This is a genomic window from Pseudomonas beijingensis, from assembly GCF_030687295.1.
Taxonomy (GTDB): domain Bacteria; phylum Pseudomonadota; class Gammaproteobacteria; order Pseudomonadales; family Pseudomonadaceae; genus Aquipseudomonas; species Aquipseudomonas beijingensis.
In genome coordinates, this window is sequence record NZ_CP117425.1 from 2,386,639 (window position 1) to 2,408,287 (window position 21,649).

Consider the following 21,649-nt stretch of genomic DNA (forward strand, 5'->3'; position numbering starts at 1 on the left):
CTGAATGGCTGAAACAATGCCAGTCACCTTAAAAGTGTTTGTTTCAAGGGAGTTACGGGTGCAAATTCAAGGCCATTACGAACTTCAGTTCGAGGCGGTGCGTGAAGCGTTCGCGGCGCTGTTCGATGATCCCCAGGAGCGCGGCGCGGCGTTGTGCATCCAGGTGGGCGGCCGCACGGTGATCGACCTGTGGGCCGGTACCGCCGACAAGGATGGCCATGAAGCCTGGCACAGCGACACCATCGCCAATCTGTTTTCCTGCACCAAAACGTTCACCGCGGTCACGGCCCTGCAACTGGTGGCCGAAGGCAAGTTGCAGCTGGACGCTCCGGTAGCCCGCTATTGGCCAGAGTTTGCCGCGGCCGGCAAGCAATCCATCACCCTGCGCGAACTGCTCTGCCACCAGGCTGGGTTGCCAGCGCTACATGAATTGCTGCCGCCCGAAGCGCTTTATGACTGGCAAGCCATGGTCGATGCCCTGGCTGCCGAAACACCTTGGTGGACACCGGGCGAGGGCCACGGTTATGCCGCGATCACTTACGGCTGGCTGGTGGGTGAGTTATTGCGCCGGGCCGATGGGCGTGGCCCGGGGGAGTCCATCGTGGCTCGCATCGCCAAGCCGTTGGGCTTGGATTTCCACGTCGGTCTGGCCGACGAGGAGTTTCATCGCGTGGCCCATATCGCCCGCGGCAAAGGCAACGCCGGCGATGCGGCGGCCCAGCGCCTGCTGCAGGTGACGATGCGCGAGCCCACGGCCATGACCACCCGGGCCTTTACCAATCCACCGTCGATCATGACCAGCACCAACAAACCGGAATGGCGACGCATGCAGCAACCGGCGGCCAATGGCCACGGCAATGCCCGTAGCCTGGCCGGGTTCTATGGGGGGCTGCTGGACGGCAGCCTGCTGGAAGGTGAAATGCTCGACGAACTGACTCGCCAGCACAGCTTTGGCGAGGATAAGACATTGCTGACCCAGACCCGTTTCGGCCTGGGTTGCATGCTCGACCAACCGGATGTAGCGAACGCGACCTACGGCCTTGGCCCGCGGGCGTTCGGTCATCCGGGGGCCGGGGGCTCCATCGGGTTTGCCGATCCCGAACATGATGTCGCGTTCGGCTTCGTGACCAACACGCTCGGGCCTTACGTCTTGATGGACCCGCGCGCGCAGAATCTTGCGCGGGTGCTTGCCACTTGTCTATAAAGCGCCATTGAAGGCCATGGACACAGGAACCTCGTGTCCTTTTCAGTTTCAAAGCGTCTGTTTATGCGGCCAAAACATGGCCTTGTTTTTTCATTTAGATCATTTTGTGGATATCCAATGTCATCGAATAAAACTCTCGCTCTGGCGCTGTGCTTCGCTATCACCGGTTGCGCACAAACCCCACAAAATGATGCCGAGGGCAGCAGCGGCTGGTGGCCGTTCGGTTCTTCCGACAAGGTCGCGGCCAAGGAAACGGCGCCAGCGGCGCCCCTGAAACCAGCTGCCGTCGCCCCGCAAGCCAAGGCCGAGAGCGCCAGCCACTGGTGGTGGCCGTTCTCTTCCGAGGAAACCGCCGCGGACGCCGCCAGAAAAGTCGAAGCAAAGGCAGAAGCGCAAGCCAAGCCTGAGGCCAAGGCGCCGGCAGCGGTTGCCAAGGCCGAAGCCGAAAGCAACGGCAAGTGGTGGTGGCCGTTCGGTGGCAAGGATCAGGAAACCGCCAAGGCGGTGCCGATGCCCGATCCTAAAGTCACCCAAGCTTGGCTCGACGACTACGAGCCGAAGCTGCGCACCGCCATCAAGGACAGCAAGCTCGAACTCGAGCGCCGCGATAACGTGCTAGTGGTTACCGCGCCCGTGGACGGCTCTTTCAACCCGGACCGTCCGGCCATGCTGCTGCCTGTGACCCTCGGCCCGTTCACCCGTGTGGCGAAGATCCTTGAAACCGACCCGAAGACTGCCGTGCTGATCCTCGGCCACGCCGATACTTCGGGCGCTGCACCGGCCAACCTCAAGCTCAGCCAGGAGCGTGCCCAGTCCGTGGCGGCGATTTTTCGCCTCAGCGGCCTGCAACGCGATCGCCTGATGCTGCGCGGCATGGGCGCAGTGGCGCCACGTGCGGCCAACGACAGCGTTGAGGGCCGCGCCTTGAACCGTCGTGTGGAATTGCTGGTCACGCCGGCCAACACCATGGTTGCGCTGCTGAGCAAATACAACATGCCGGCCCCGGCCCCAGTGACGATGGTTGCAGCCCAGGATGCGAAGCCTGTTGCCCCGGCGCCTGCGCCTGCGGCTAAAAAAGCAGTGGCCTCGACCACCAAAGCCTCGGCCAAGAAAGCACCGGCCAAAAAAGCCGCGACCAAGGCGCCTGCAAAGAAGGCCCCGGCCAAGCCCGCTACCCCAGCGAAGAAACCCCAACCGGCCAAAGCCGCCACCGATACCAAGAAAGTCGCGGCCACCGATACCTCGAAGCAGTGATGGGCTAACACAAGGAACGCGCCATGACCCAACCGCTGGCTGATATGCGCCGCGACTACACCCGCGACGGCTTGACCGAGGCGCAAGCCCCGGCCGAGCCGTTTGCACTGTTCCACCAATGGTTTGCCGACGCGGTGAAAACCGAGCAGGCCCCGGTGGAGGCCAACGCCATGACCTTGGCGACGGTGGACGCAGAAGGGCGCCCGCATTGTCGGATCCTGCTGCTCAAGGGCCTGGATGCCCTGGGATTCACGTTCTTCACCAACTACGACAGTGCCAAGGGCCAGCAACTGACCGCGAATCCGTTCGCGGCCATGACGTTTTTCTGGCCGGCCCTGGAACGCCAGGTGCGCATCGAAGGCAAAGTGGTCAAGGTCACCGCGCAAGAGTCAGACGCCTATTACCAGGTTCGCCCGCTGGGCAGCCGCCTCGGCGCCTGGGCGTCACCCCAGAGCCGGGTGATTTCAGGGCGTGCGGAGCTGGACGATTTGCTCAAGGCCACCGAACAACGCTTCAGCGACAGCCAACCCCACTGCCCTGAGCATTGGGGTGGTTATCGTTTGCTGCCCGAGCGCATCGAGTTCTGGCAAGGCCGTCCCAGTCGCCTGCATGACCGCCTCAATTACCGCCTGCAAGGGGCGGGCTGGGTTCGCGAGCGCCTGGCGCCTTAGGGGGATAACCTGCCGCAGCGGTTTGCAGCCATTGCGGCAGGTCCCGACGCTTGATGCCTTGCTCCCGGGCGCGGGCCAATTGTTGCAGCATGTAGGTCTTTTTCTGCTCATCCTGCCCCGCCAGCGACAACGCCAGGTCGCGGTCGATCCAGCGTCTGATCCGCACGTACAGCCACCCGTGGAAGTACAGGCCGGCCACGGTGGTGACGACGATGATGAAATAATCCATGAAAAAATCCCTGGGTTGATGACGCAGGTTTCGTAAATTGGCGCTACTGTTTGGTGAATTTTTCCGGTGCGCCTGTATCCCACCTGAATGAAAACAATTTTATCCCGGCGAGGCCGTGACAGGCGTCAAGCTGCGGAGTTTAATGAATCCCTGTCTTTTGGAGTTGATGCTATGCGTAAGTCTGTTTTGCTGGTTGCTTCCTTTTCCACGATGGCGATGTTGCTTACTGGCTGTCAGTCGAGCCTGACCGGTGACTCCTACTCCCGTGACGAAGCGCGTCGCGTGCAGACGATTCGCATGGGGACTATCGAATCCCTGCGTCCGGTCAAGATCGAAGGCACCAAGACCCCTATCGGCGGTGCGGCGGGTGCTGTGGTCGGTGGTGTCGGCGGCAGTGCCATCGGTGGTGGCCGTGGCAGCATCGTCGCTGCCGTGATCGGCGCTGTGGCGGGTGGCCTGATTGGTTCCGCTACCGAAGAAGGCCTGACCCGTACCCAGGGTGTGGAAATCACTGTGCGTGAAGATGACGGCAGCATGCGTGCCTATGTGCAGCAGGTTCAGGAAAACGAGGTGTTCCGTGTGGGTGAGCGGGTTCGTATTTCCACTGTGGGTGGTACGAGTCGCGTTTCGCACTAAGCTGGAATCGCTTTGAGAAAACGGCGCTTTTTCCTGGACGGGAAGGCGCCGTTTTTTGTGGCTTCGTTTCGGGGGGGGCGGGGTGTATATCCATTTCTTCGGTAACGGCTACTGGCGGTTCCGCTCTTACAGCGGGTCACTTTTGGAAGAGCGCCAAAAGTAACCAAAAACGCTTTGCCCCACCACTCGGTGCCTCGCTTAGGCTCGGCATGCCTGAACGAAGGCATTGCTCCGTGGGCCGCCGCGAAGGGCCATCCATGGCCCAGCGCGGCTAACCCGGCATCCATGCCGGGTTACCCACTGCGCAATGCCTTCGTTCAGCCAGCGTGGTTAACGGGGCGCCCGAGATCAACGTCCACCGCGAGGCGGCCTGATAGCCGACCTGGCTCTTGGTTGGGACCGCGTTCCTCCTGTGGGAGCGGGCTTGCTCGCGAAGGCGGAGGGTCAGTTTGCGGTGATGTTGGATGTGCCGACGGCATCGCGAGCAAGCTCGCTCCCATAGGGGATCTTGGGTGTTCATGAGTCTTGTGTTCACCACAGACCCACTGTGGGAGCGAGCTTGCTCGCGATAGCGGTGGCTCAACCACATAGGGCCGGCATGTGCCCCGCTCTTGCTCTTGCTCTTGCTTTGGCTCTTGATCTTGATCTGGACGCCCCGTTAAACCACGCTGGCCGAACGCAGGCATTGCGCAGTGGGCATCCCGGCATGGATGCCGGGATAGCCGCGCTGGGCCATGGATAGCCCTTCGCGGCGGGCCCACGGAGCAATGCCGGAGTGAGGGCACACCGAGCCTAGGCGAGGTGCCGAGTGGTGGGGCAGAAGCGTTAATGAGATGGTCAGCCCGTGTGGGAGTCCCGGTAAATCTAAACTGACCGGGGCTCTCACTTACCTGAAGGAGACCTCTCATGGAACCCTTGAAGCTAATCGGCCTGGATATCGGGAAACACACCTTCCATCTCGTAGGCACGACGCCAAAGGCAAGGAAGTCCTACGCAAAAATTCAATCGTAAGCGGCTACTTGAGTTCGCTGCAAAGCTCGAACCCTGCCCATAGTGATGGAGTCATGCGGCGGTTCACACTGGCTCGCAAGGAAGCTCAGATCCTTCGGCCATCAAGTGAAATTGATTGCCCCGCAGCATGTGAAACCCTACGTCAGAGGCAATAAAAACGACTACATCGACGCTGAGGCCATCTGCGAAGCTGCCTCCCGTCCCAGGACACACTACGTGCCATCAAGGACTGTTAGCAACAGCTTCTATCGACGCAACATCGTTTCGCGAAGCCTTAATCGTCCAGAGGACTCAACAATCAATCGCATTCACGGGTTCTTGCTTGAGTTCGGAATTGAGTTACCTGCGACAAAAGCTGCGATGAATCAGATTCATCAAATTTTGGACGACCCGGCCGCAGACTTGCCGCAACAGTTGAAGGACTTCATTGAGCATTTGGCAGAAGAGACCAAACGGCTCACCGACGAAATCAAGGCGGTTGATCGTACGATTAAAGAGCAGGTGGGTGCTGATGACGCGGGAACCCGGCTGATGAGCATCCCCGGCATCGGCCCAATCATCGCTAGTGCGCTGCTGGCCGACATCGGGGACGCTTCCAATTTTCGCTCAGCGCGAGACTTCGCCGCTTCATTGGGCCTGGTGCCGAGGCAGTATTCAACGGGTGATCAAACAGTCCTTTTGAACATCAGTAAGCGAGGTGATAAATACCTTCGAAAGCTGATGGTTCAAGGCTCTCGGGCGGTCCTGGTGCGCATCGACAAGCGCAATGATGCTCTGGGAAGTTGGTGCAGGGACTTGCTGACACGAAAACATCCAAACAAGGTCGCCTGCGCCCTAGCCAATAAGTTGGCAAGAATCGTGTGGGCCGTTTTAGTTCACGGAGGAAGCTACAACACCCAGTCCAGGGCTTGACCGAAACCCACACTACCGGCTTTTGCGACGACAGCGATGATGACGATAAACAGCTCAAATCCTGCCTGAGAACCTGGTAAGCAAAACAGCTTTCGAAGCTGAAGCGTTTTTCAAGGACAGGCAGGAGCGACTACTCATCAAGGGCCAGGCGGCAAATTGCCGACTAGGAGCCCGGATACATTAGTGCAAGCATGCTTTACCGCTCATCGCCCGTGGTTGCAGGAGATGGGCTGACCATACATTTGCTTACTTTTGCGCTCTTCAAAAGTGAGCCGCCGTAAGGGCGGAACCCTAAGTGGCCGTTACCGCAGCAATGGATATACACCCCGTGGGGCAGCCAGGAATCAGCCCGGCAATGCAGGCTGCTTACGACTGGCCGCCGCCGTCACCGCATAACCCAGCACCGCCGCCAGGATCGACCCGGTGAGAATCCCCATCCGGTCCATGCCCGCATAGTCACTGACACCCGGCTCAAACGCGAGGGAGCCAACGAACAGGCTCATGGTGAAACCAATACCGCACAGGATTGCCACGCCCAGTACCTGGCCCCAATTGGCCCCGGCGGGCAGGCTGGCGATGCCGATTTTCACGGCCAGCCAGGTCAGGCCGAAGACGCCGACGGTCTTGCCCAGCAACAGGCCCATGGCGATGCCCATTGGCACGTGATGGGTGAAACTCTCGACGGTGACGCCGCTCAGGGACAGCCCGGCGTTGGCGAAGGCGAACAGCGGCAGGATGCCATAGGCCACCCAGGGGTGCAGGGCATGTTCCAAGGTGAGCAGCGGCGAAGTCTCGGCGTTTTTCGTGCGCAGCGGGATGCAGAACGCCAGGGTCACCCCGGCCAACGTGGCATGGACACCGCTCTTGAGCACGCAGACCCAGAGGATCAGGCCCACGACCATGTAGGGGCCGAGCTTGACCACGCCCATCCGGTTCATCGCCACCAGCGCGGCAATGCAGGCGGCCGCCAGCATGAGCGACAAGGTCGACAGGGCGCCGGAATAGAAGATGGCGATGATGATAATGGCGCCCAGGTCGTCGATGATCGCCAGGGTCATCAGGAACAGTTTGAGCGATACCGGCACCCGCTTGCCGAGCAAGGCCAGCACGCCGAGGGCGAACGCGATGTCGGTGGCCGTTGGAATCGCCCAGCCCGCGAGGGCGGCCGGATTGTCGCGGTTGAGGAACCAATAGATCAGGGCCGGTACCACCATGCCGCCAATCGCCGCTGCGCCCGGCAGGACGATTTGCGAAGGATTCGACAGCTGCCCATCAAGAATCTCGCGTTTGACTTCGAGGCCGATGAGCAGGAAGAACAGCGCCATCAGACCATCGTTGATCCACAGCAGCGCCGGCTTGGCAATCTTCAGTGCCCCGACCTGAGCCACCACGGGCGTGTCCAGGAAGTCCGTATAGAGCCAGGACAGTGGTGAGTTATTCAGTATCAGGGCCAGCACGGCAGCGGCGATCAAGAGCAGGCCACCGGCGGCTTCCAACTGAAGGAATCGTGTCAAAGTGCTACGAATTGGCAAGGTAGCTCTCCATTATCAGAATCAAAAAGATGGCACACCCTAACCCGTACTGTTAGTTGTTAAAACAAAAGTTATATTCTTTTTTGTTATATGACGTTACAAGGCCTGCGCCACGCAATCGGCAGTTACGGGCCATATGGGACCTTAGCTGTATCTGTGTGTGATGTCGGTTTTTTCCTAAGCTGGCGTCTGGTTTTTCCGAACGTCAGCCGTGCCTGCACGACCGCGTGATCTCCCCACGCCGAACCGATCCAGTGAGAAATACACCATGAACGACCACCGCCAGTGGGCCCGTGAAGCGATCCGCATCATCGAGGCAGACTTCCAGCGCAGCGCCGATACCCACCTGATTCCGCTGCCGCTGCCTGGCCTGCCGGGCATCGAGCTGTATTTCAAGGATGAGTCCAGCCATCCCACTGGCAGCCTCAAGCATCGGTTGGCCCGTTCGCTGTTTCTCTACGCGTTGTGTAACGGCTGGCTCAAGCCCGGTGCGCCGGTGATCGAGGCCTCCAGCGGCTCGACGGCGATTTCCGAGGCTTACTTCGCCAGGTTGTTGGGCTTGCCGTTCATTGCGGTGATGCCGGCGACGACGTCCAGGGAAAAAATCGCACAGATTGCCTTCTATGGCGGCCAAAGCCACCTGGTGGATGATCCTACGCAGATCTACGCCGAATCCGAACGCCTGGCCCGTGAGCATGACGGACATTTCATCGACCAGTTCACCTATGCCGAGCGCGCCACGGACTGGCGAGCCAATAACAACATTGCCGAATCGATCTTCCAGCAGATGCGCTTCGAGCAGCATCCGGAGCCCACCTGGCTGATTTCCAGCCCCGGCACCGGCGGCACCACGGCCACCCTGGGACGCTATGTCCGTTATCGCCAGCACGGCACCCGCGTGCTGTGTGCCGACGCCGAGCGTTCGGTGTTCTTCGACTACTACCGCAGTGGCGACGCCAGCCTGCGCCTGGATTGCGGTTCGCGCATCGAGGGTATCGGCCGGCCGCGAGTCGAAGCGTCGTTCCTGCCGAAAGTCATCGATGCGATGGTCAAGGTGCCGGACGCCTTGTCGCTGGCGGCCATGCATTACCTGGCCCAGCGCTTGGGACGGCGGGTCGGCGGGTCCAGCGGCACCAACCTGATCGGCGCACTCATGGCGGCCCGGCAGATGGCAGATGCGGGGGAGTCGGGGTCGATCGTGGCGATTTTGTGTGACGGTGGCGAGCGCTACGCCACGACCTATTACGACCCGGCCTGGCTCAAGGTCCAAGGCTATGAGTTGAGCGGGTTGATGGACATCGTGGCGGCAAGCGTGGAGCGCGGGGAGGCACTGCCGGAGAGTGTGTTGCGGGCGAACATCTGAATCTTGAAAACCCCGGGATCCCTTGTGGGAGCGAGCTTGCTCGCGATAGCGGTGGATCAGTCAACATCTGTGTTGAATGCCAGGCCGCCATCGCGAGCAAGCTCGCTCCCACAGGGTCATGCTGTTACTTGGGCCTGGGTTGGCTTGAATGAACAGCATTGGCGCTCCAAGAGCCCTCTGTCAGGCCTCGAGGCCGAGGATATCCCGCGCCACCGCTTCGGCGATCCGGATCCCGTCCACGCCCGCCGAGAGGATCCCGCCCGCGTAACCGGCGCCTTCACCCGCCGGGAACAGGCCCTTGACGTTCAGGCTCTGCAGCGATTCGTTGCGGGTAATGCGCAGGGGCGATGAGGTGCGGGTTTCGATGCCGGTCAGCACGGCGTCGTGCAGCGAGTAGCCGCGGATCTGTTTCTCGAACGCCGGCAAGGCTTCGCGGATGGCTTCGATGGCGAAGTCCGGCAAGGCCAGGGCCAGGTCCCCCAAGGACACCCCAGGCTTGTAGGAAGGTTCGACGCTGCCCAGTGCCGTAGACGGCTTGCCAGCGATGAAATCGCCCACCAGTTGCGCTGGGGCCTCGTAGTTGCTGCCGCCGAGCACGAACGCGTGGGATTCCAGGCGTTCCTGCAACTCGATCCCGGCCAGCGGGCCACCCGGATAATCCACTTCCGGGGTGATGCCGACGACGATGCCGGAGTTGGCGTTGCGCTCATTGCGCGAATACTGGCTCATGCCGTTGGTCACGACGCGGTTCGGCTCGGACGTCGCCGCCACCACGGTGCCGCCCGGGCACATGCAGAAGCTGTACACCGAGCGGCCATTCCTGGCGTGGTGCACCAGTTTGTAGTCGGCGGCGCCGAGCTTCGGATGGCCGGCGTACTTGCCCAGGCGCGCGCTGTCGATCAGTGATTGCGGGTGTTCGATGCGGAAACCCACCGAGAACGGCTTGGCTTCCATGTACACGCCACGGCTGTGGAGCATGCGGAACGTGTCCCGGGCGCTGTGGCCGAGGGCCAGGATCACGTGTTTCGAATGGATGCGTTCACCGCTGGCCAGTTCGACGCCGACCAGTTGGCCGTCCTCGATCAGCACATCGGTAACCCGCTGCTGGAAGCGTACTTCGCCGCCCAGGGCACGAATCTGCTCACGCATGGTTTCCACCACGCCGGTCAGGCGGAACGTGCCGATGTGCGGCTTGCTGACGTAGAGGATTTCTTCCGGCGCCCCGGCCTTGACGAATTCGTGCAGGACCTTGCGGCCAAGGAATTTCGGATCCTTGATCTGGCTGTAGAGCTTGCCGTCGGAAAACGTCCCGGCGCCGCCTTCACCGAACTGCACATTGGACTCGGGGTTGAGCACGCTTTTGCGCCACAGGCCCCAGGTGTCCTTGGTGCGTTGGCGCACTTCCGGGCCACGTTCGAGGATGATCGGCTTGAAACCCATCTGTGCCAGCAACAGGGCGGCGAAGATCCCGCACGGACCGAAACCGACCACGATCGGCCGCTCGCTCAGGTTGGCCGGTGCCTGGCCCACCACTTTGTAGCTGACATCCGGCGCTTCGTTGACGTTACGGTCATCGGCGAACTGGCGCAGCAGGCTGGCTTCATCGCGCACCGTCAGGTCGATGGTGTAGATGAAGCACAGCTCGGAGGATTTCTTGCGCGCGTCGTAGCTGCGCTTGAACAGGGTGAAGTCGAGCAGGTCATCGCTGGCGATGCCCAGGCGCTGCACGATGGCAGGGCGCAGGTCTTCTTCGGGGTGGTCGATCGGCAGCTTGAGTTCGGTGATTCGTAACATGGCGGGGTCCGGTTCGCGGGATGCACAACTGCACCAGGGCGTGAACCGGCGATTATAAGCCAAAAGCTGTGAATCAGTCGTCGCGTGCGCCACCGAAGTAGGCGCAGCCGCGTTGGACCTGGCCGTTGACCCGCAACTCGGCGCTCATGTGTTGCACGCTGCCAGTGACGCTGTCGACACAACGCGCAGGAGTGACCCAGAGCTCGACTTTCTGGCCGTTGGCCTCGGTGCCGAGGTTGAAGCGGCCATCGCCCAATTGCTCCTCGACGTAAGGCACCGCCAGCGGCGGCTGGCCTTCGCGGTCCAGCACCAGACCCTTGCCACTGGCCTTGAGCGTCCATTCAGGGCTGTGTCCCGCGGCGCGCAGGATCACCCGTTTGAAGTCAACGTCTTCGCACGCCGTTCCCGAGCGCTCCAGGCGATACAGCTGTTCAACGTCCAACTGACTGTCGGCGCCGGCCGCTGCGCTGGAAACGATACGGCCGCGCACATCGGCAAAGAGCTTGCCCCGCTCATCGGCCAGGCTGGCGGCCTGTTGCAGCACGCTGGTACCACCGCTGTCGTTGACGACGTAGCGGCGTTGTTCCTGGCACGGCTGGAACACCAGCTTGCCATCGGCCGCTGTGAGCTCGCCCTGCATGCGCGTCTGGCCGGCGTGGGAGACGCTCTGACGTGGGGCGTCGAGCAATTGGCAGCCGGTGAACAGCGGCAGGAGGGCGATAAACAGCAGGGAGCGGGCGGCACGCATCATTGGGTCTCCAGACAAGTGCCGCCACGTTACTCAGACTGATCTCACACCACAACCCGTAGGAGCTGTCGAGTGCAACGAGGCTGCGATCTTGCCCCGGACAATTGAGTCGCGAGCGAAAGATCAAAATCAAAAGATCGCAGCCTGCGGCAGTTCCTACGGGTAGAGCATCGCTTAGCCTACGTGAAAGGTCTGACCGGTTTGCAGGCCTTCTACGCTCTTGGCGTAGGCCAATGCCACATCCACTGCGGGAACGGGTTTGAAACCGCGGAAATAAGGCGCGTATTTGTCCATGGCTTCCAGCAACACGTTCGGGCTCACCGAGTTGACCCGCAGGCCCCGTGGCAACTCGATTGCCGCGGCGCGCACGAAGCTGTCCAGGGCACCGTTGACCAGGGCCGCCGACGCACCGCTCTTGATCGGATCGTGGCTGAGCACGCCGGTGGTGAACGTGAACGATGCACCGTCGTTGGCGAATTCGCGGCCGATCAGCAGCAGGTTGACCTGGCCCATCAGCTTGTCTTTCAAGCCCAGGGCGAAGCTGTCTTCGGTCATGTCGGCCAGGGGCGCGAAGGTGACGTTGCCGGCGGCGCAGACCAGGGCGTCAAAACGGCCAGTCTTCTCGAACAGAGCACGAATCGAGGCGCTGTCGCTGATATCCACCTGTAACTCACCGCTGTGGCGGCCAATCCGCACGATTTCATGGCGGGGCGACAGTTCGTTATCAATGGCCGAACCGATGGTGCCGTTGGCGCCGATCAACAGGATTTTCATGAGCTGTTCCTTAATGGGTTGAACGAGTTTTCAGTCTAGAGATGTTCTTCCCGCTGATAATCATGCTAATAGGCAACCTTTGGTTTTCATTTGGAAACAATCCAATGAGCGAAATGGATGACCTGGCGGCGTTTGCCGTGTTGATGGAGGCTGGCAGTTTCACCTTGGCGGCCCAGCAATTGGGGTGCAGCAAGGGCCAGTTGTCCAAGCGCATCAGCCTGTTGGAGAGTCGGTTTTCGGTGGTGTTGCTGCAACGCACCACGCGGCGCTTGAGCCTCACGGCGGCCGGGGCGGCGTTGTTGCCCCAGGCCCAGGCGCTGTTGGTGCAGGTGGAAAGGGCGCGTCAGGCATTGGCGCGGTTGAAGGATGACATTTCCGGGCCGGTGCGTATGACGGTTCCGGTTTCGTTGGGCGAAACCTTCTTCGAGGGCTTGTTGATGGAGTTCGCTCGTACGTATCCCAATGTGCAGATCGAGCTGGAGCTCAACAACGGTTACCGTGACCTGACCCGCGATGGCTTCGACCTGGCGATCCGTTCCGACGCCGCCATCGATGAGCGGCTGGTGGCTCGGCCATTGTTGGCGTGGCACGAAATGACCTGCGCCAGTCCGGCCTACCTCGAACGCTATGGCGAACCCGAGACGCCCCAGGCCCTGGCCGAACACCGTTGCCTGCTCAACAGCCACTACAGTGGCCGGGAAGAATGGCTTTACCACCAGCAACATGAATTGCTGCGGGTCCGAGTGTCGGGGCCGTTCGCCAGCAATCACTACAGCTTGCTGAAAAAAGCCGCCCTGGCCGGTGCCGGAATCGCCCGGCTGCCGTCGTACCTGTTGCATGAAGAACTGGCCGACGGACGCCTGCATTGGCTGCTGCGCGACTACCAGACCCGGCGCATGCCGATGTACCTGGTGCACCCGTACCAGGGCGGCCTGCCCAAGCGCACCCAGGTGCTGGCCGACTACTTGATCGACTGGTTCAAGCGCAGCGGCGAGGCGCTGGATCGGCTCGCTCCCACAGGGGGCCTGCGCTGAACACAAGACTCATGAACACCCAAAGATCCCTGTGGGAGCGAGCTTGCTCGCGAAGGCGGTGGCACATTCGGCATTTTTGCAGGCTGATGCACCGCTATCGCGAGCAAGCTCGCTCCCACAGGGGCTGGGTTCAGTCAGTGGGTGTAGCGCTTGGCGATCAGGTGATCGATGGACAACACCCCCGGCCCGCGGGCCATCAGGTAGAGCAAGACCGCCGCCCAGGTGCCATGGGTCGGGTAGGCATCCGGGTAGACGAACAGTTGGATGGTCAACGGTCATGCCGAGCAAGGCCAGCGCTGAAAAGCGTGTCGCCAGGCCCAACAGGATCAGCACCGGGAACACATGCTCGGCAGTGGCCGCCAGGTGCGCGGCCAGTTCCGGCGACAGCAGCGGCAGGGCGTATTCGCTTTTGAACAGGGGAATGGTCGAGTCCGCCAGGTGCGGCAGGCCGATCTGGAAGGTGCCGTCGAACAGGTCGATGGCCAGGCCTTCGATTTTGGTCTGGCCGGATTTCCAGAACACCGCGGCAATCGAAAAGCGTGCGACGAAGGCGATCAGGCTGTGGGGAATTTTCTCCAGCCATTGAATGAAACCGGCAATCAGAGCGTTCATGGGGATACCTGTTCGGCTAGGATTTGGGTGATGGCCTGGTGGCGGATGAGCCCCGCCAGGGTGTGTTCCAGGTCAAGATCGATTGAGGCCTCAATGGCAGCGGTCAGCGGCAACCCTTGTTGCAGGGCTGCGATGAACCCATGGGCAGCTTGACTGATCGCAAACACCTCCACGTCCAGGCCGTTGCGCAGCACCAAGGCGTTTTGCGCGGGAAAGATTTCGAACGGCATCGGCGCCTGGTGCTGATGGGCGGCCCAGATCGTCACCACGGCGTAGGGGGATTGCAGCAGGCGCAGTGACGGGTGAAACCCGATCTTCAGATGCCCCGCCAGCGTGGGGGACGACAGCGCCGCCACGATTCGCTCTTGCGCCATGGGCTCGGCGTCGGCGGCATGCCAGGCTTGCACGTGCAGTCGCTCCAGGCGGGCGACGTCCGCCAGGTAAGGCACGCTGGCGGCGGGTTCGAAGTGTTCGATGAACTCGGCAAAGTCGCCCCCGTAGTCGTTCATCACCGGGCTTCGCGGCGGCGTCGATTGGACATAGACCCCGGCCATGGCCCGGAAAAATTCCTCGCCCACCAGTTGCGCCGCCACCGGGTAATTGTCAGCCAATGCGTTGATCAATGAGCTGAGCACGTTGTTGCGGTACACCACGAAACGGCTCTGCGGGTCCGCTCCATTGGCGCTGATCAGTCCGGGTGGACAGGCCTTGCGCGGGTCGAGCAGGGCGGCGGTGAATGCGTGCTGGCCGCTCATGACCGGGCTCCCGCGGCGCTTAACAGTTGATCGGCCTGGTGTGCTTCGGCCAGCAGCACCTCCCATGCAGGGACGTGGTTGTCGCGCTCGATCAAGGTGGCGACCGGCCCGGTCCGCTCCAATGCCTTGAGGTACAGTTGCCAGACCGCGTGGTCGATGGGCGCGCCGTGATCGTCTATCAGCAGGCGCTCGCCGAGGCTGTCGGTATCTTCGGCAAAACCGGCCAGGTGAATTTCGCCGGTCGCTTGCAGGGGCAGGGCGTCGAGGTAGGCCAATGGATCGCGGCAGTGGTTGACGCATGAAACGTAGACGTTGTTTACATCCAGCAGCAGGCCGCAGCCGGTGCGACGGATCACTTCGCTCATGAACTGTGGCTCGTCGAGGGTCGAGGTTTCGAAGGCCAGGTAGGTAGCCGGGTTTTCCAGTAACAGCGTGCGCTTGAGGCTGCTCTGCACCTGGTCGATGTGTTCGCAGACCCGGTCGAGGGTCGCTTCGTCGTAGGCCAGGGGGAGCAGGTCATTGAGGAACACCGGGCCGTGGCTGGACCAGGCCAGGTGTTCGGAAAAGGATTGGGGCTGATAGCGTTCGATCAATGCGGCCAGGCGCTGCACATGCGCGACATCCAGCGGCCCCTCCCCACCGATCGACAGGCCGACGCCGTGCAATGACAGCGGGTACTGTTCGCGTATCAGCCCCAGGAAGTGATGAAGCGGCCCGCCGGCCACCATGTAGTTTTCCGCGTGCACCTCGAAAAAGCCCAGATCCGGTCGGGTCAGGAGCACCTCACGAAAATGCTCGCTCTTGAGCCCCAACCCTGCCCTTGGCGGCAGCCGGCTAGCAGAGGCGAGGGACGGGGTGTTCAACATGGTGGCGGGCCTCAGGCGGATGCGATCAGGACTTGGCTTTGAACGCTTCGAGCTGGCCGAAACCGGTTGGGGAGGTTTTGCTTTCCATGGTGGTGCAAGTGCCTTTGGGGACCGATTTCCAGGCGTTGGCCTGATAGTCCATTTTTGCGGTACCGGCGCAGGTGGTGCCGGCGCCGGCGGCGCAGTCGTTCTTGCCTTTGAGGGCAACGCCGAAGCATTTTTCCATGGTGTCGTCGGCTGCGTGGACGGTCGAGACGGCTGTCATGCTCAGGGCAGAACCCAGGGCCAGGACCAAGGCAGCGGCGGACAGGGTGCGGGTCGAAGCAGTCATGATGATTCTCCAGTCATTCAGGGAAATGAACCGGCGTTAGCGCCGGTCTGCTGAACTAGAGAAGGGAGGTGGGAAAGCGTTACAGCGGGCTACCGATTTTTTTGTTTACTCCCGAAACCCAATGAGGTGAGAGTAGATTGTGTGGGAGCAAAGCTTGCTCGCGAAACAGGCGCCTCGATTTCTGAACGATCGCATCGCCTTCATCGCGGGCAAGCCTTGCTCCCACAAAAAAACGGCCCGAAGGCCGTTTTTTTACTGCGACAGACTCAACCCCCCAGGTACGCCTCGCGCACTTTCGGGTCGGTCAGCAGCGCTTCACCGGTGCCTTGCATCACCACGCGGCCGTTCTCCAACACGTATGCCCGGTCGGCGATTTTCAGCGCCTGGTTGGCGTTCTGCTCCACCAGGAACACCGTCACGCCGTCCTTGCGCAGTTGCTCGATGATGTCGAAGATCTGCTGGATGATGATCGGTGCCAGGCCCAGGGACGGCTCGTCGAGCAGCAGTAGCTTGGGTTTGCTCATCAGTGCACGGCCGATGGCGAGCATTTGCTGTTCGCCGCCGGACATGGTGCCACCGCGCTGGGTAAAGCGTTCTTTCAGGCGTGGGAAAAGGTGCAGGACCTTGTCCATCTGTTCCTGATAGTCGCCCTTGTCGGTGAAGAATCCGCCCATGGCGAGGTTTTCTTCCACGGTCAGTCGGGCAAATACCCGCCGACCTTCCGGCACTACCGCGATGCTCTTGCGCATGATGCGCGCCGAGTCCTGGCCCACCAGTTCCTCACCCATGTAGCGGATGCTGCCGCTATGGGCCTGGGGCGAACCGCAGAGCGTCATCAGCAGGGTGGATTTGCCGGCACCGTTGGCACCGATCAGCGTCACGATTTCGCCCTGGCGGACTTCGACGTTGACGCTGTGCAGGGCCTGGATCTTGCCGTAGAAGGTGGAAACGTTTTCGAACTGCAGCATTTACGCTTCCCCCAGGTAGGCTTTGATCACTTCAGGATTGTCGCGGATCTGTTCCGGCGTACCGTCGGCCAGGGGCGTGCCCTGGTTGATCACGACGATGTGGTCGGAAATGCTCATGACCAGCTTCATGTCGTGCTCGATCAACAGCACGGTGACGTTGTGCTCCTCGCGCAGCACGCCGATCAGCGCTTTCAGGTCTTCGGTTTCCTTGGGGTTCAGGCCGGCGGCCGGTTCGTCGAGCATGAGGATCCGCGGACGGGTCATCATGCAGCGGGCGATTTCCAGGCGCCGTTGCTGACCGTAGGCCAAGGTCCCGGCGGTACGGTTGGCAAACTCGGTGAGGTTGACCTTGTCCAGCCAGTACTCGGCGTACTCCATCGCCTCGCGTTCGCTCTTGCGGAACGCCGGGGTCTTGAACAGACCGGCAAAGAAGTTGGTGTTCAGGTGACGATGCTGGGCAATCAGCAGGTTCTCGACCGCCGTCATGTCCTTGAACAGCCGCACGTTCTGGAAGGTGCGCACCACACCCTTGCGGGCGATGTGGTGGCCGGGCAGGCCCTGGATCGGCTCGCCGTCCAGCAGGATGGTGCCGCCGGTGGGCTGGTAGAAGCCGGTCAGGCAGTTGAACACGGTGGTCTTGCCCGCGCCGTTAGGCCCGATCAGGGCTACCACCTGCTTCTCTTTCACGGTCAGGGCCACGCCGTTGACCGCCAGCAAACCGCCGAAGCGCATGCTCAAGTTTTCGACTTTCAGGATCTCGCGGCTCATTTGCGCAGCTCCATGTGGGGGCGTTGCATAGGCAGCAGACCTTGAGGACGCCAGATCATCATCAGCACCATCAAGGCGCCGAACATCAACATGCGGTATTCGCTGAATTCACGCATCATTTCCGGCAGCAGGATCATCACGATGGCCGCCAGGATCACGCCCAACTGCGAGCCCATCCCGCCCAGCACCACGATGGCGAGGATGATCGCCGACTCGATGAAGGTGAAGGACTCCGGCGTCACCAGGCCTTGGCGAGCGGCGAAGAAGCTGCCGGCAAAACCGGCGAACGCGGCGCCGAGGGTAAAGGCTGACAGTTTGATCACGGTTGGGTTGAGACCCAGGGCACGGCAGGCGATTTCGTCTTCACGCAATGCCTCCCAGGCGCGGCCGATCGGCATGCGCAGCAGGCGGTTGATGACGAACAGCGCGGCCAGGGCCAGCAACAGGGCAACCAGGTAGAGGAAGATCACCTTGTTGATCGAGTTGTATTCCAGGCCGAAGTATTCGTGGAAGGTCTGCAGGCCTTCGGCGGCTTTACGTTCGAAGGTCAGGCCGAAGAACGTCGGTTTCTCGATGTTGCTGATGCCGTTCGGGCCACCGGTGATGTCGGTCAGGTTGCGCAGGAACAGGCGGATGATCTCGCCAAACCCCAGGGTCACGATCGCCAGGTAGTCGCCGCGCAAGCGCAGGACCGGGAAACCCAGCAGGAAACCGAAGGTGGCGGCCATCATCCCGGCGATCGGCAGGCAGATCCAGAAGCTCAGGCCGAAGTAGTGGGACAGCAGCGCATAGCTGTAGGCGCCGACGGCATAGAAACCGACGTAACCCAGGTCCAGCAGGCCGGCCAGGCCTACGACGATGTTCAGGCCCAGGCCGAGCATCACGTAGATCAGGATCAGCGTGGCAATATCCACCGCGCCGCGAGAGCCGAAGAACGGCCACACCAGGGCCACGACGATCAGGCCCAGCACGATCCAGCGCTGGGTCGACGGCAAGGTCAGGAAGTTGCTGGCCTTGGCCGGGATCACCGGCAGGCCGGGCGAAGACTTCCATGCCGCGCTGATCTGTGTGCTGAACAGCACGCGCACGAACATCAGCAGCGAGCACACGGCGATGGTCGCCAGGATGGCCGGGCTGGTGCCGTGCACTTCCAGGTTGATGCCGACGATGGTCAGTTTAAGACCCAATACCGGGTAGGCCACGGCCCAGACCAGCAGGGCGCTGAAGAGCGCCGATTTGAGATGCCTAGTCATACTTTCTCAACCTCCGGGCGGCCCAGGATGCCGGTCGGCCGGAATAACAGAACCAGAACCAACAAGCCGAATGCCACGACGTCCTTGTACTGGTCGCCGAAGATGTCGGCGCCAAAGGCTTCCGCCACGCCCAGCACCAGCCCGCCGAGCATTGCGCCGGGGATGCTGCCGATGCCGCCCAGTACCGCGGCGGTGAAGGCTTTCAGGCCTACGAGGAAGCCGGCGTTGGGGTTGATCACGCCGTATTGCATGCTCAACAGCACCGCAGCGATGGCCGCCAGGGCCGCACCGATGACGAAGGTCAGGGCGATGATGTTGTTGGTGTTGATGCCCAGCAGGTTGGCCATCTTGATGTCCTCGGCACAGGCGCGGCAGGCGCGGCCCAGGCGGGAACGGGAGATGAACAACGTGAGGCCGAGCATGGCGACCAGGGTCACCACGAACACCACGATTTGCATGTAGGAAATCAGCACTTCATGTGCCCCGCCTGGCCCGATGGCGAAGTTGCCCGGAATCAGGTTGGGAATAGCTTTGTCCTTGGAGTCTTGCGAAAGCAGAACCGTGTTCTGCAGGAAAATCGACATGCCGATGGCGGAAATCAGCGGGATCAGACGGTTGCTGCCGCGCAGGGGGCGGTAGGCGATCCGTTCGATGCTGTAGCCATAGGAGCTGGTGACGACGATGCTCGCGAGAAACGCGGCGGTCATCAACAGCGGGACACTGTCGAGTCCCATCATGCTCAGCCCGGCGATGGCGATGAACGCCACGTAGGAGCCGATCATGTACACCTCGCCGTGGGCGAAGTTGATCATTCCAATGATGCCGTAAACCATCGTATAGCCGATGGCGATCAGGGCATACGTGCTGCCAACGGTCAGGCCGTTAACCAGCTGCTGGAAGAAGTGATAGATGTCAGGCATTACAGCGCTCCTAAAAACCTGATACGCATTTCACTGGTGGAGTCATTTTCCCGCCCGGGCCCCGTGGATCTGCATCCACTTCGAGCACGAGGTTTGCCAGCGAACCGCTGATGACGGTTTTGAGATTTTCAGGTGGGGAGACTGGCGGATCACGCCAGCGCGGCCCAATACATTTAAAACAAAGCCCACGGCACGCCGTGGGCTTTATTGGCAGTCAGTCAGGCCAGGCCTTACTGAGGCGATACTTCAGTTTTAGGTTTGCCGTTGTGCCATTCGTAGACCACGAACTTGAAGTCCTTCAGGTCGCCGTTCTTGTCGAAGCTCAAGTCACCGGTTGGCGTCTTGAAGGTGCCGGCGTGGATGGCTTCAGCCACTTTGGAGGTGTCTTCGGACTTGGCAGCCTTGATACCTTCGGCGATGACTTCAACAGCCGAGTAGGACGGGAACACGAACGGGCCGCTCGGATCTTCCTTCTTGGCCTTGAAGGCGTCTGCCAGGGCAACGTTGGCAGGGTCCTGGTCGAAGGATTTCGGCAGGGTCACCAGCAGGCCTTCGGACGCATCCTTGGCGATTTGGGTGATCGAGTCGTTACCCACGCCTTCCGGACCCATGAACTTGGCCTTCAGGCCTTTTTCCTGGGATTGACGCAGGATCAGGCCCAGCTCCGGGTGGTAGCCGCCGTAGTAGACGAAGTCGACGTTGGCTTGCTTGAGCTTGGCGATCATCGAGGAGAAGTCTTTGTCGCCGGCGTTCACGCCTTCGAAGACGGCCACTTTCACGCCTTTGCCTTCGAGGGTTTTCTTCACGGCGCTGGCGATGCCTTCACCGTACTGCTGCTTGTCGTGCAGGACCGCAACGATCTTCGGCTTGACGTGGTCGGCAATGTAGTTGCCGGCCGCAGGGCCTTGGGCGCTGTCCAGGCCGATGGTGCGGAAGATCATCTTGTAGCCGCGAGCGGTGATGTCCGGGCTGGTAGCCGCCGGGGTGATCATGATCACGCCTTCGTCTTCGTAGATGTCCGAAGCTGGCTGGGTGGAGCTGGAGCACAGGTGGCCGACCACGAACTTGATGCCGTCGTTAACGACTTTGTTCGCGACCGCGACCGCTTGTTTTGGATCACAGGCGTCATCGTATTCAACGGCTTCAAGTTTCTTGCCGTCGACGCCGCCTTTGGCGTTGATCTGCTCGATGGCCATTTTCGCGCCACTGAACTGCATGTCGCCGTATTGGGCTACAGGGCCGGTTTTCGGGCCGGCGATGCCGATCTTGATGGTGTCGGCGGCAAACGAATGGCTGGCAACCCCGGCCAGAACCATAGCGGCAAACAGTTTGGAAATCTGCTTAGTAGCCTTAGTCATAGTGCTCCACTCATGCTGTTGTAGTTTTTATAGTCCTGGCGCCGTAGCAGCAGAACCGGGTCAGATATCTTGGATACCCTCGCGGAAAATGCCCCCGGCAACTGTACCGGTACAGTGTAGAGCGCCGATTGTTGGCAAGGGAAGCTGGCGCTTGGGGGCAAAACCTGGAGGTGTCGCTAAATTGAAAGAAAAAGACAGAATAGCGGCGGGGGTTGTCCGGTCGTTTCGGCAATCCTTGGCTTTCCTGCGCTTTTCAATCGGTGCTGCAATTACTACCGGGTTTTTCTGCCAGACCACCGACGTTATCATTCGCGCCGATTTCTTTTCCGGACAGGTCCCATGAATCAAGAACCTAGCACCCTCTATGCCAAGCTGCTTGGAGAAACTGCATCCATCACCTGGAAAGAGCTGGAGCCGTTCTTTGCCAAGGGTGCCCTATTGTGGGTCGATCCGGCACTGGATTTGATCGCCGCCGCCGAGGCCGTTGCCCAGGACGAAGGTACCAAAGTCGCCGCCTGGCTGGCCGCCGACCAGCTCGCCAAGCTGTCTGAAACGCGGGCGCTGGATTTTCTGGAACGCGATCCGCAGCTTTGGGCGGTGGTGGTTTCGCCGTGGATTATGATCCAGGAAAGGGCGTCGAATTGATCGGTGCACCA

20 protein-coding genes and 2 pseudogenes are annotated in these 21,649 nt (G+C 61.1%); 8 read left to right on the forward strand and 14 right to left on the reverse strand.

From position 1 onward, the window contains the following. The first annotated feature begins 58 nt into the window (after positions 1-58). From PSH84_RS10805 to pdxH, 3 genes are all read left to right on the forward strand, one after another. Positions 59-1,204 carry a serine hydrolase domain-containing protein gene (locus tag PSH84_RS10805; protein WP_305482855.1) on the forward strand — a complete coding sequence of 382 codons (1,146 nt, stop codon included), beginning with the start codon at positions 59-61 and terminating at the stop codon, positions 1,202-1,204. Positions 1,205-1,321: 117 nt separating this feature from the next. After that, positions 1,322-2,458, forward strand: a complete 1,137-nt coding sequence (locus tag PSH84_RS10810; RefSeq protein ID WP_305482857.1) for an OmpA family protein — start codon at positions 1,322-1,324, stop codon at positions 2,456-2,458. A 23-nt stretch (positions 2,459-2,481) separates the two neighbouring features. Further along, positions 2,482-3,129: a pyridoxamine 5'-phosphate oxidase gene (gene pdxH / locus PSH84_RS10815; RefSeq protein WP_122565376.1), complete on the forward strand. Its 648-nt coding sequence runs from the start codon at positions 2,482-2,484 to the stop codon at positions 3,127-3,129. Here the strand turns inward: pdxH and PSH84_RS10820 are convergent. Then, complete coding sequence (locus PSH84_RS10820; protein ID WP_122565375.1) at positions 3,077-3,358, reverse strand: hypothetical protein; 282 nt, start codon at positions 3,356-3,358, stop codon at positions 3,077-3,079. The genes pdxH and PSH84_RS10820 overlap by 53 nt on opposite strands. Before the next feature lie 171 nt (positions 3,359-3,529). On the opposite strand from PSH84_RS10820, the gene PSH84_RS10825 reads away from it, so the two are divergent. Together PSH84_RS10825 and PSH84_RS10830 are read left to right on the forward strand one after the other, a co-directional pair. Further along, complete coding sequence (locus PSH84_RS10825) at positions 3,530-3,994, forward strand: outer membrane lipoprotein (RefSeq protein WP_024776354.1); 465 nt, start codon at positions 3,530-3,532, stop codon at positions 3,992-3,994. A gap of 906 nt (positions 3,995-4,900) precedes the next feature. Beyond that, positions 4,901-5,917: pseudogene (locus PSH84_RS10830) on the forward strand (IS110 family RNA-guided transposase). 344 nt (positions 5,918-6,261) lie between these two features. On the opposite strand, the gene nhaA reads toward PSH84_RS10830, so the two are convergent. Beyond that, a complete protein-coding gene (gene nhaA, locus PSH84_RS10835) occupies positions 6,262-7,449 on the reverse strand; it encodes a Na+/H+ antiporter NhaA (protein WP_305482858.1) in 1,188 nt (395 codons plus the stop codon). A 268-nt stretch (positions 7,450-7,717) separates the two neighbouring features. Here nhaA and PSH84_RS10840 point away from each other — a divergent pair, with 268 nt between their 5' ends. Further along, the gene (locus PSH84_RS10840; protein WP_305482860.1) at positions 7,718-8,812 is read left to right on the forward strand and encodes a PLP-dependent cysteine synthase family protein; all 1,095 of its coding nucleotides are present in this window, start codon (positions 7,718-7,720) and stop codon (positions 8,810-8,812) included. A 180-nt stretch (positions 8,813-8,992) separates the two neighbouring features. On the opposite strand, the gene PSH84_RS10850 is transcribed toward PSH84_RS10840, so the two are convergent. The 3 genes from PSH84_RS10850 to PSH84_RS10860 form a co-directional block, all read right to left on the reverse strand. Continuing rightward, positions 8,993-10,606, reverse strand: coding sequence for an NAD(P)/FAD-dependent oxidoreductase (locus tag PSH84_RS10850; protein WP_122566877.1), 1,614 nt, complete (start codon positions 10,604-10,606; stop codon positions 8,993-8,995). 73 nt (positions 10,607-10,679) lie between these two features. Beyond that, entirely contained in the window at positions 10,680-11,354 is a 675-nt protein-coding gene (locus PSH84_RS10855) for a COG3650 family protein (RefSeq protein WP_305483165.1), read from the reverse strand. A gap of 174 nt (positions 11,355-11,528) precedes the next feature. After that, a complete protein-coding gene (locus PSH84_RS10860; protein ID WP_305482862.1) occupies positions 11,529-12,128 on the reverse strand; it encodes a short chain dehydrogenase in 600 nt (199 codons plus the stop codon). Between the two features lie 104 nt (positions 12,129-12,232). Between PSH84_RS10860 and PSH84_RS10865 the strand changes: the two genes are divergently transcribed. Continuing rightward, complete coding sequence (locus PSH84_RS10865) at positions 12,233-13,162, forward strand: LysR family transcriptional regulator (protein ID WP_305482863.1); 930 nt, start codon at positions 12,233-12,235, stop codon at positions 13,160-13,162. A 134-nt stretch (positions 13,163-13,296) separates the two neighbouring features. On the opposite strand, the pseudogene PSH84_RS10870 reads toward PSH84_RS10865, so the two are convergent. The 9 genes and pseudogenes from PSH84_RS10870 to PSH84_RS10910 all read right to left on the reverse strand — a co-directional run bounded on the left by PSH84_RS10870 (position 13,297) and on the right by PSH84_RS10910 (position 20,993). Next, a pseudogene (locus PSH84_RS10870) lies at positions 13,297-13,774 on the reverse strand (DoxX family protein). Then, complete coding sequence (locus tag PSH84_RS10875) at positions 13,771-14,529, reverse strand: HvfC/BufC N-terminal domain-containing protein (protein ID WP_305482864.1); 759 nt, start codon at positions 14,527-14,529, stop codon at positions 13,771-13,773. Before PSH84_RS10875 ends, PSH84_RS10870 begins: the two are co-directional and overlap by 4 nt. Next, positions 14,526-15,395, reverse strand: a complete 870-nt coding sequence (bufB, locus tag PSH84_RS10880) for an MNIO family bufferin maturase (protein WP_122566872.1) — start codon at positions 15,393-15,395, stop codon at positions 14,526-14,528. Before bufB ends, PSH84_RS10875 begins: the two co-directional genes overlap by 4 nt. Positions 15,396-15,420: 25 nt before the next feature. Further along, a complete protein-coding gene (locus tag PSH84_RS10885) occupies positions 15,421-15,726 on the reverse strand; it encodes a BufA1 family periplasmic bufferin-type metallophore (protein ID WP_122566871.1) in 306 nt (101 codons plus the stop codon). 266 nt (positions 15,727-15,992) lie between these two features. Further along, on the reverse strand, positions 15,993-16,694 hold the full coding sequence (locus PSH84_RS10890; RefSeq protein ID WP_003184675.1) for an ABC transporter ATP-binding protein: 702 nt from the start codon (positions 16,692-16,694) through the stop codon (positions 15,993-15,995). Then, positions 16,695-17,462 carry a high-affinity branched-chain amino acid ABC transporter ATP-binding protein LivG gene (gene livG / locus PSH84_RS10895; protein WP_060738896.1) on the reverse strand — a complete coding sequence of 256 codons (768 nt, stop codon included), beginning with the start codon at positions 17,460-17,462 and terminating at the stop codon, positions 16,695-16,697. Beyond that, entirely contained in the window at positions 17,459-18,715 is a 1,257-nt protein-coding gene (locus tag PSH84_RS10900; protein ID WP_053182535.1) for a high-affinity branched-chain amino acid ABC transporter permease LivM, read from the reverse strand. The genes livG and PSH84_RS10900 overlap by 4 nt, the downstream gene beginning before the upstream one ends. Next, positions 18,712-19,635: a high-affinity branched-chain amino acid ABC transporter permease LivH gene (livH, locus tag PSH84_RS10905; protein ID WP_122566870.1), complete on the reverse strand. Its 924-nt coding sequence runs from the start codon at positions 19,633-19,635 to the stop codon at positions 18,712-18,714. The genes PSH84_RS10900 and livH overlap by 4 nt, the downstream gene beginning before the upstream one ends. Positions 19,636-19,865: 230 nt before the next feature. After that, positions 19,866-20,993 carry a branched-chain amino acid ABC transporter substrate-binding protein gene (locus PSH84_RS10910; protein ID WP_122566869.1) on the reverse strand — a complete coding sequence of 376 codons (1,128 nt, stop codon included), beginning with the start codon at positions 20,991-20,993 and terminating at the stop codon, positions 19,866-19,868. 339 nt (positions 20,994-21,332) lie between these two features. Here PSH84_RS10910 and PSH84_RS10915 point away from each other — a divergent pair, with 339 nt between their 5' ends. Beyond that, on the forward strand, positions 21,333-21,638 hold the full coding sequence (locus tag PSH84_RS10915) for a DUF2288 domain-containing protein (protein ID WP_053119051.1): 306 nt from the start codon (positions 21,333-21,335) through the stop codon (positions 21,636-21,638). Positions 21,639-21,649: the final 11 nt, after the last annotated feature.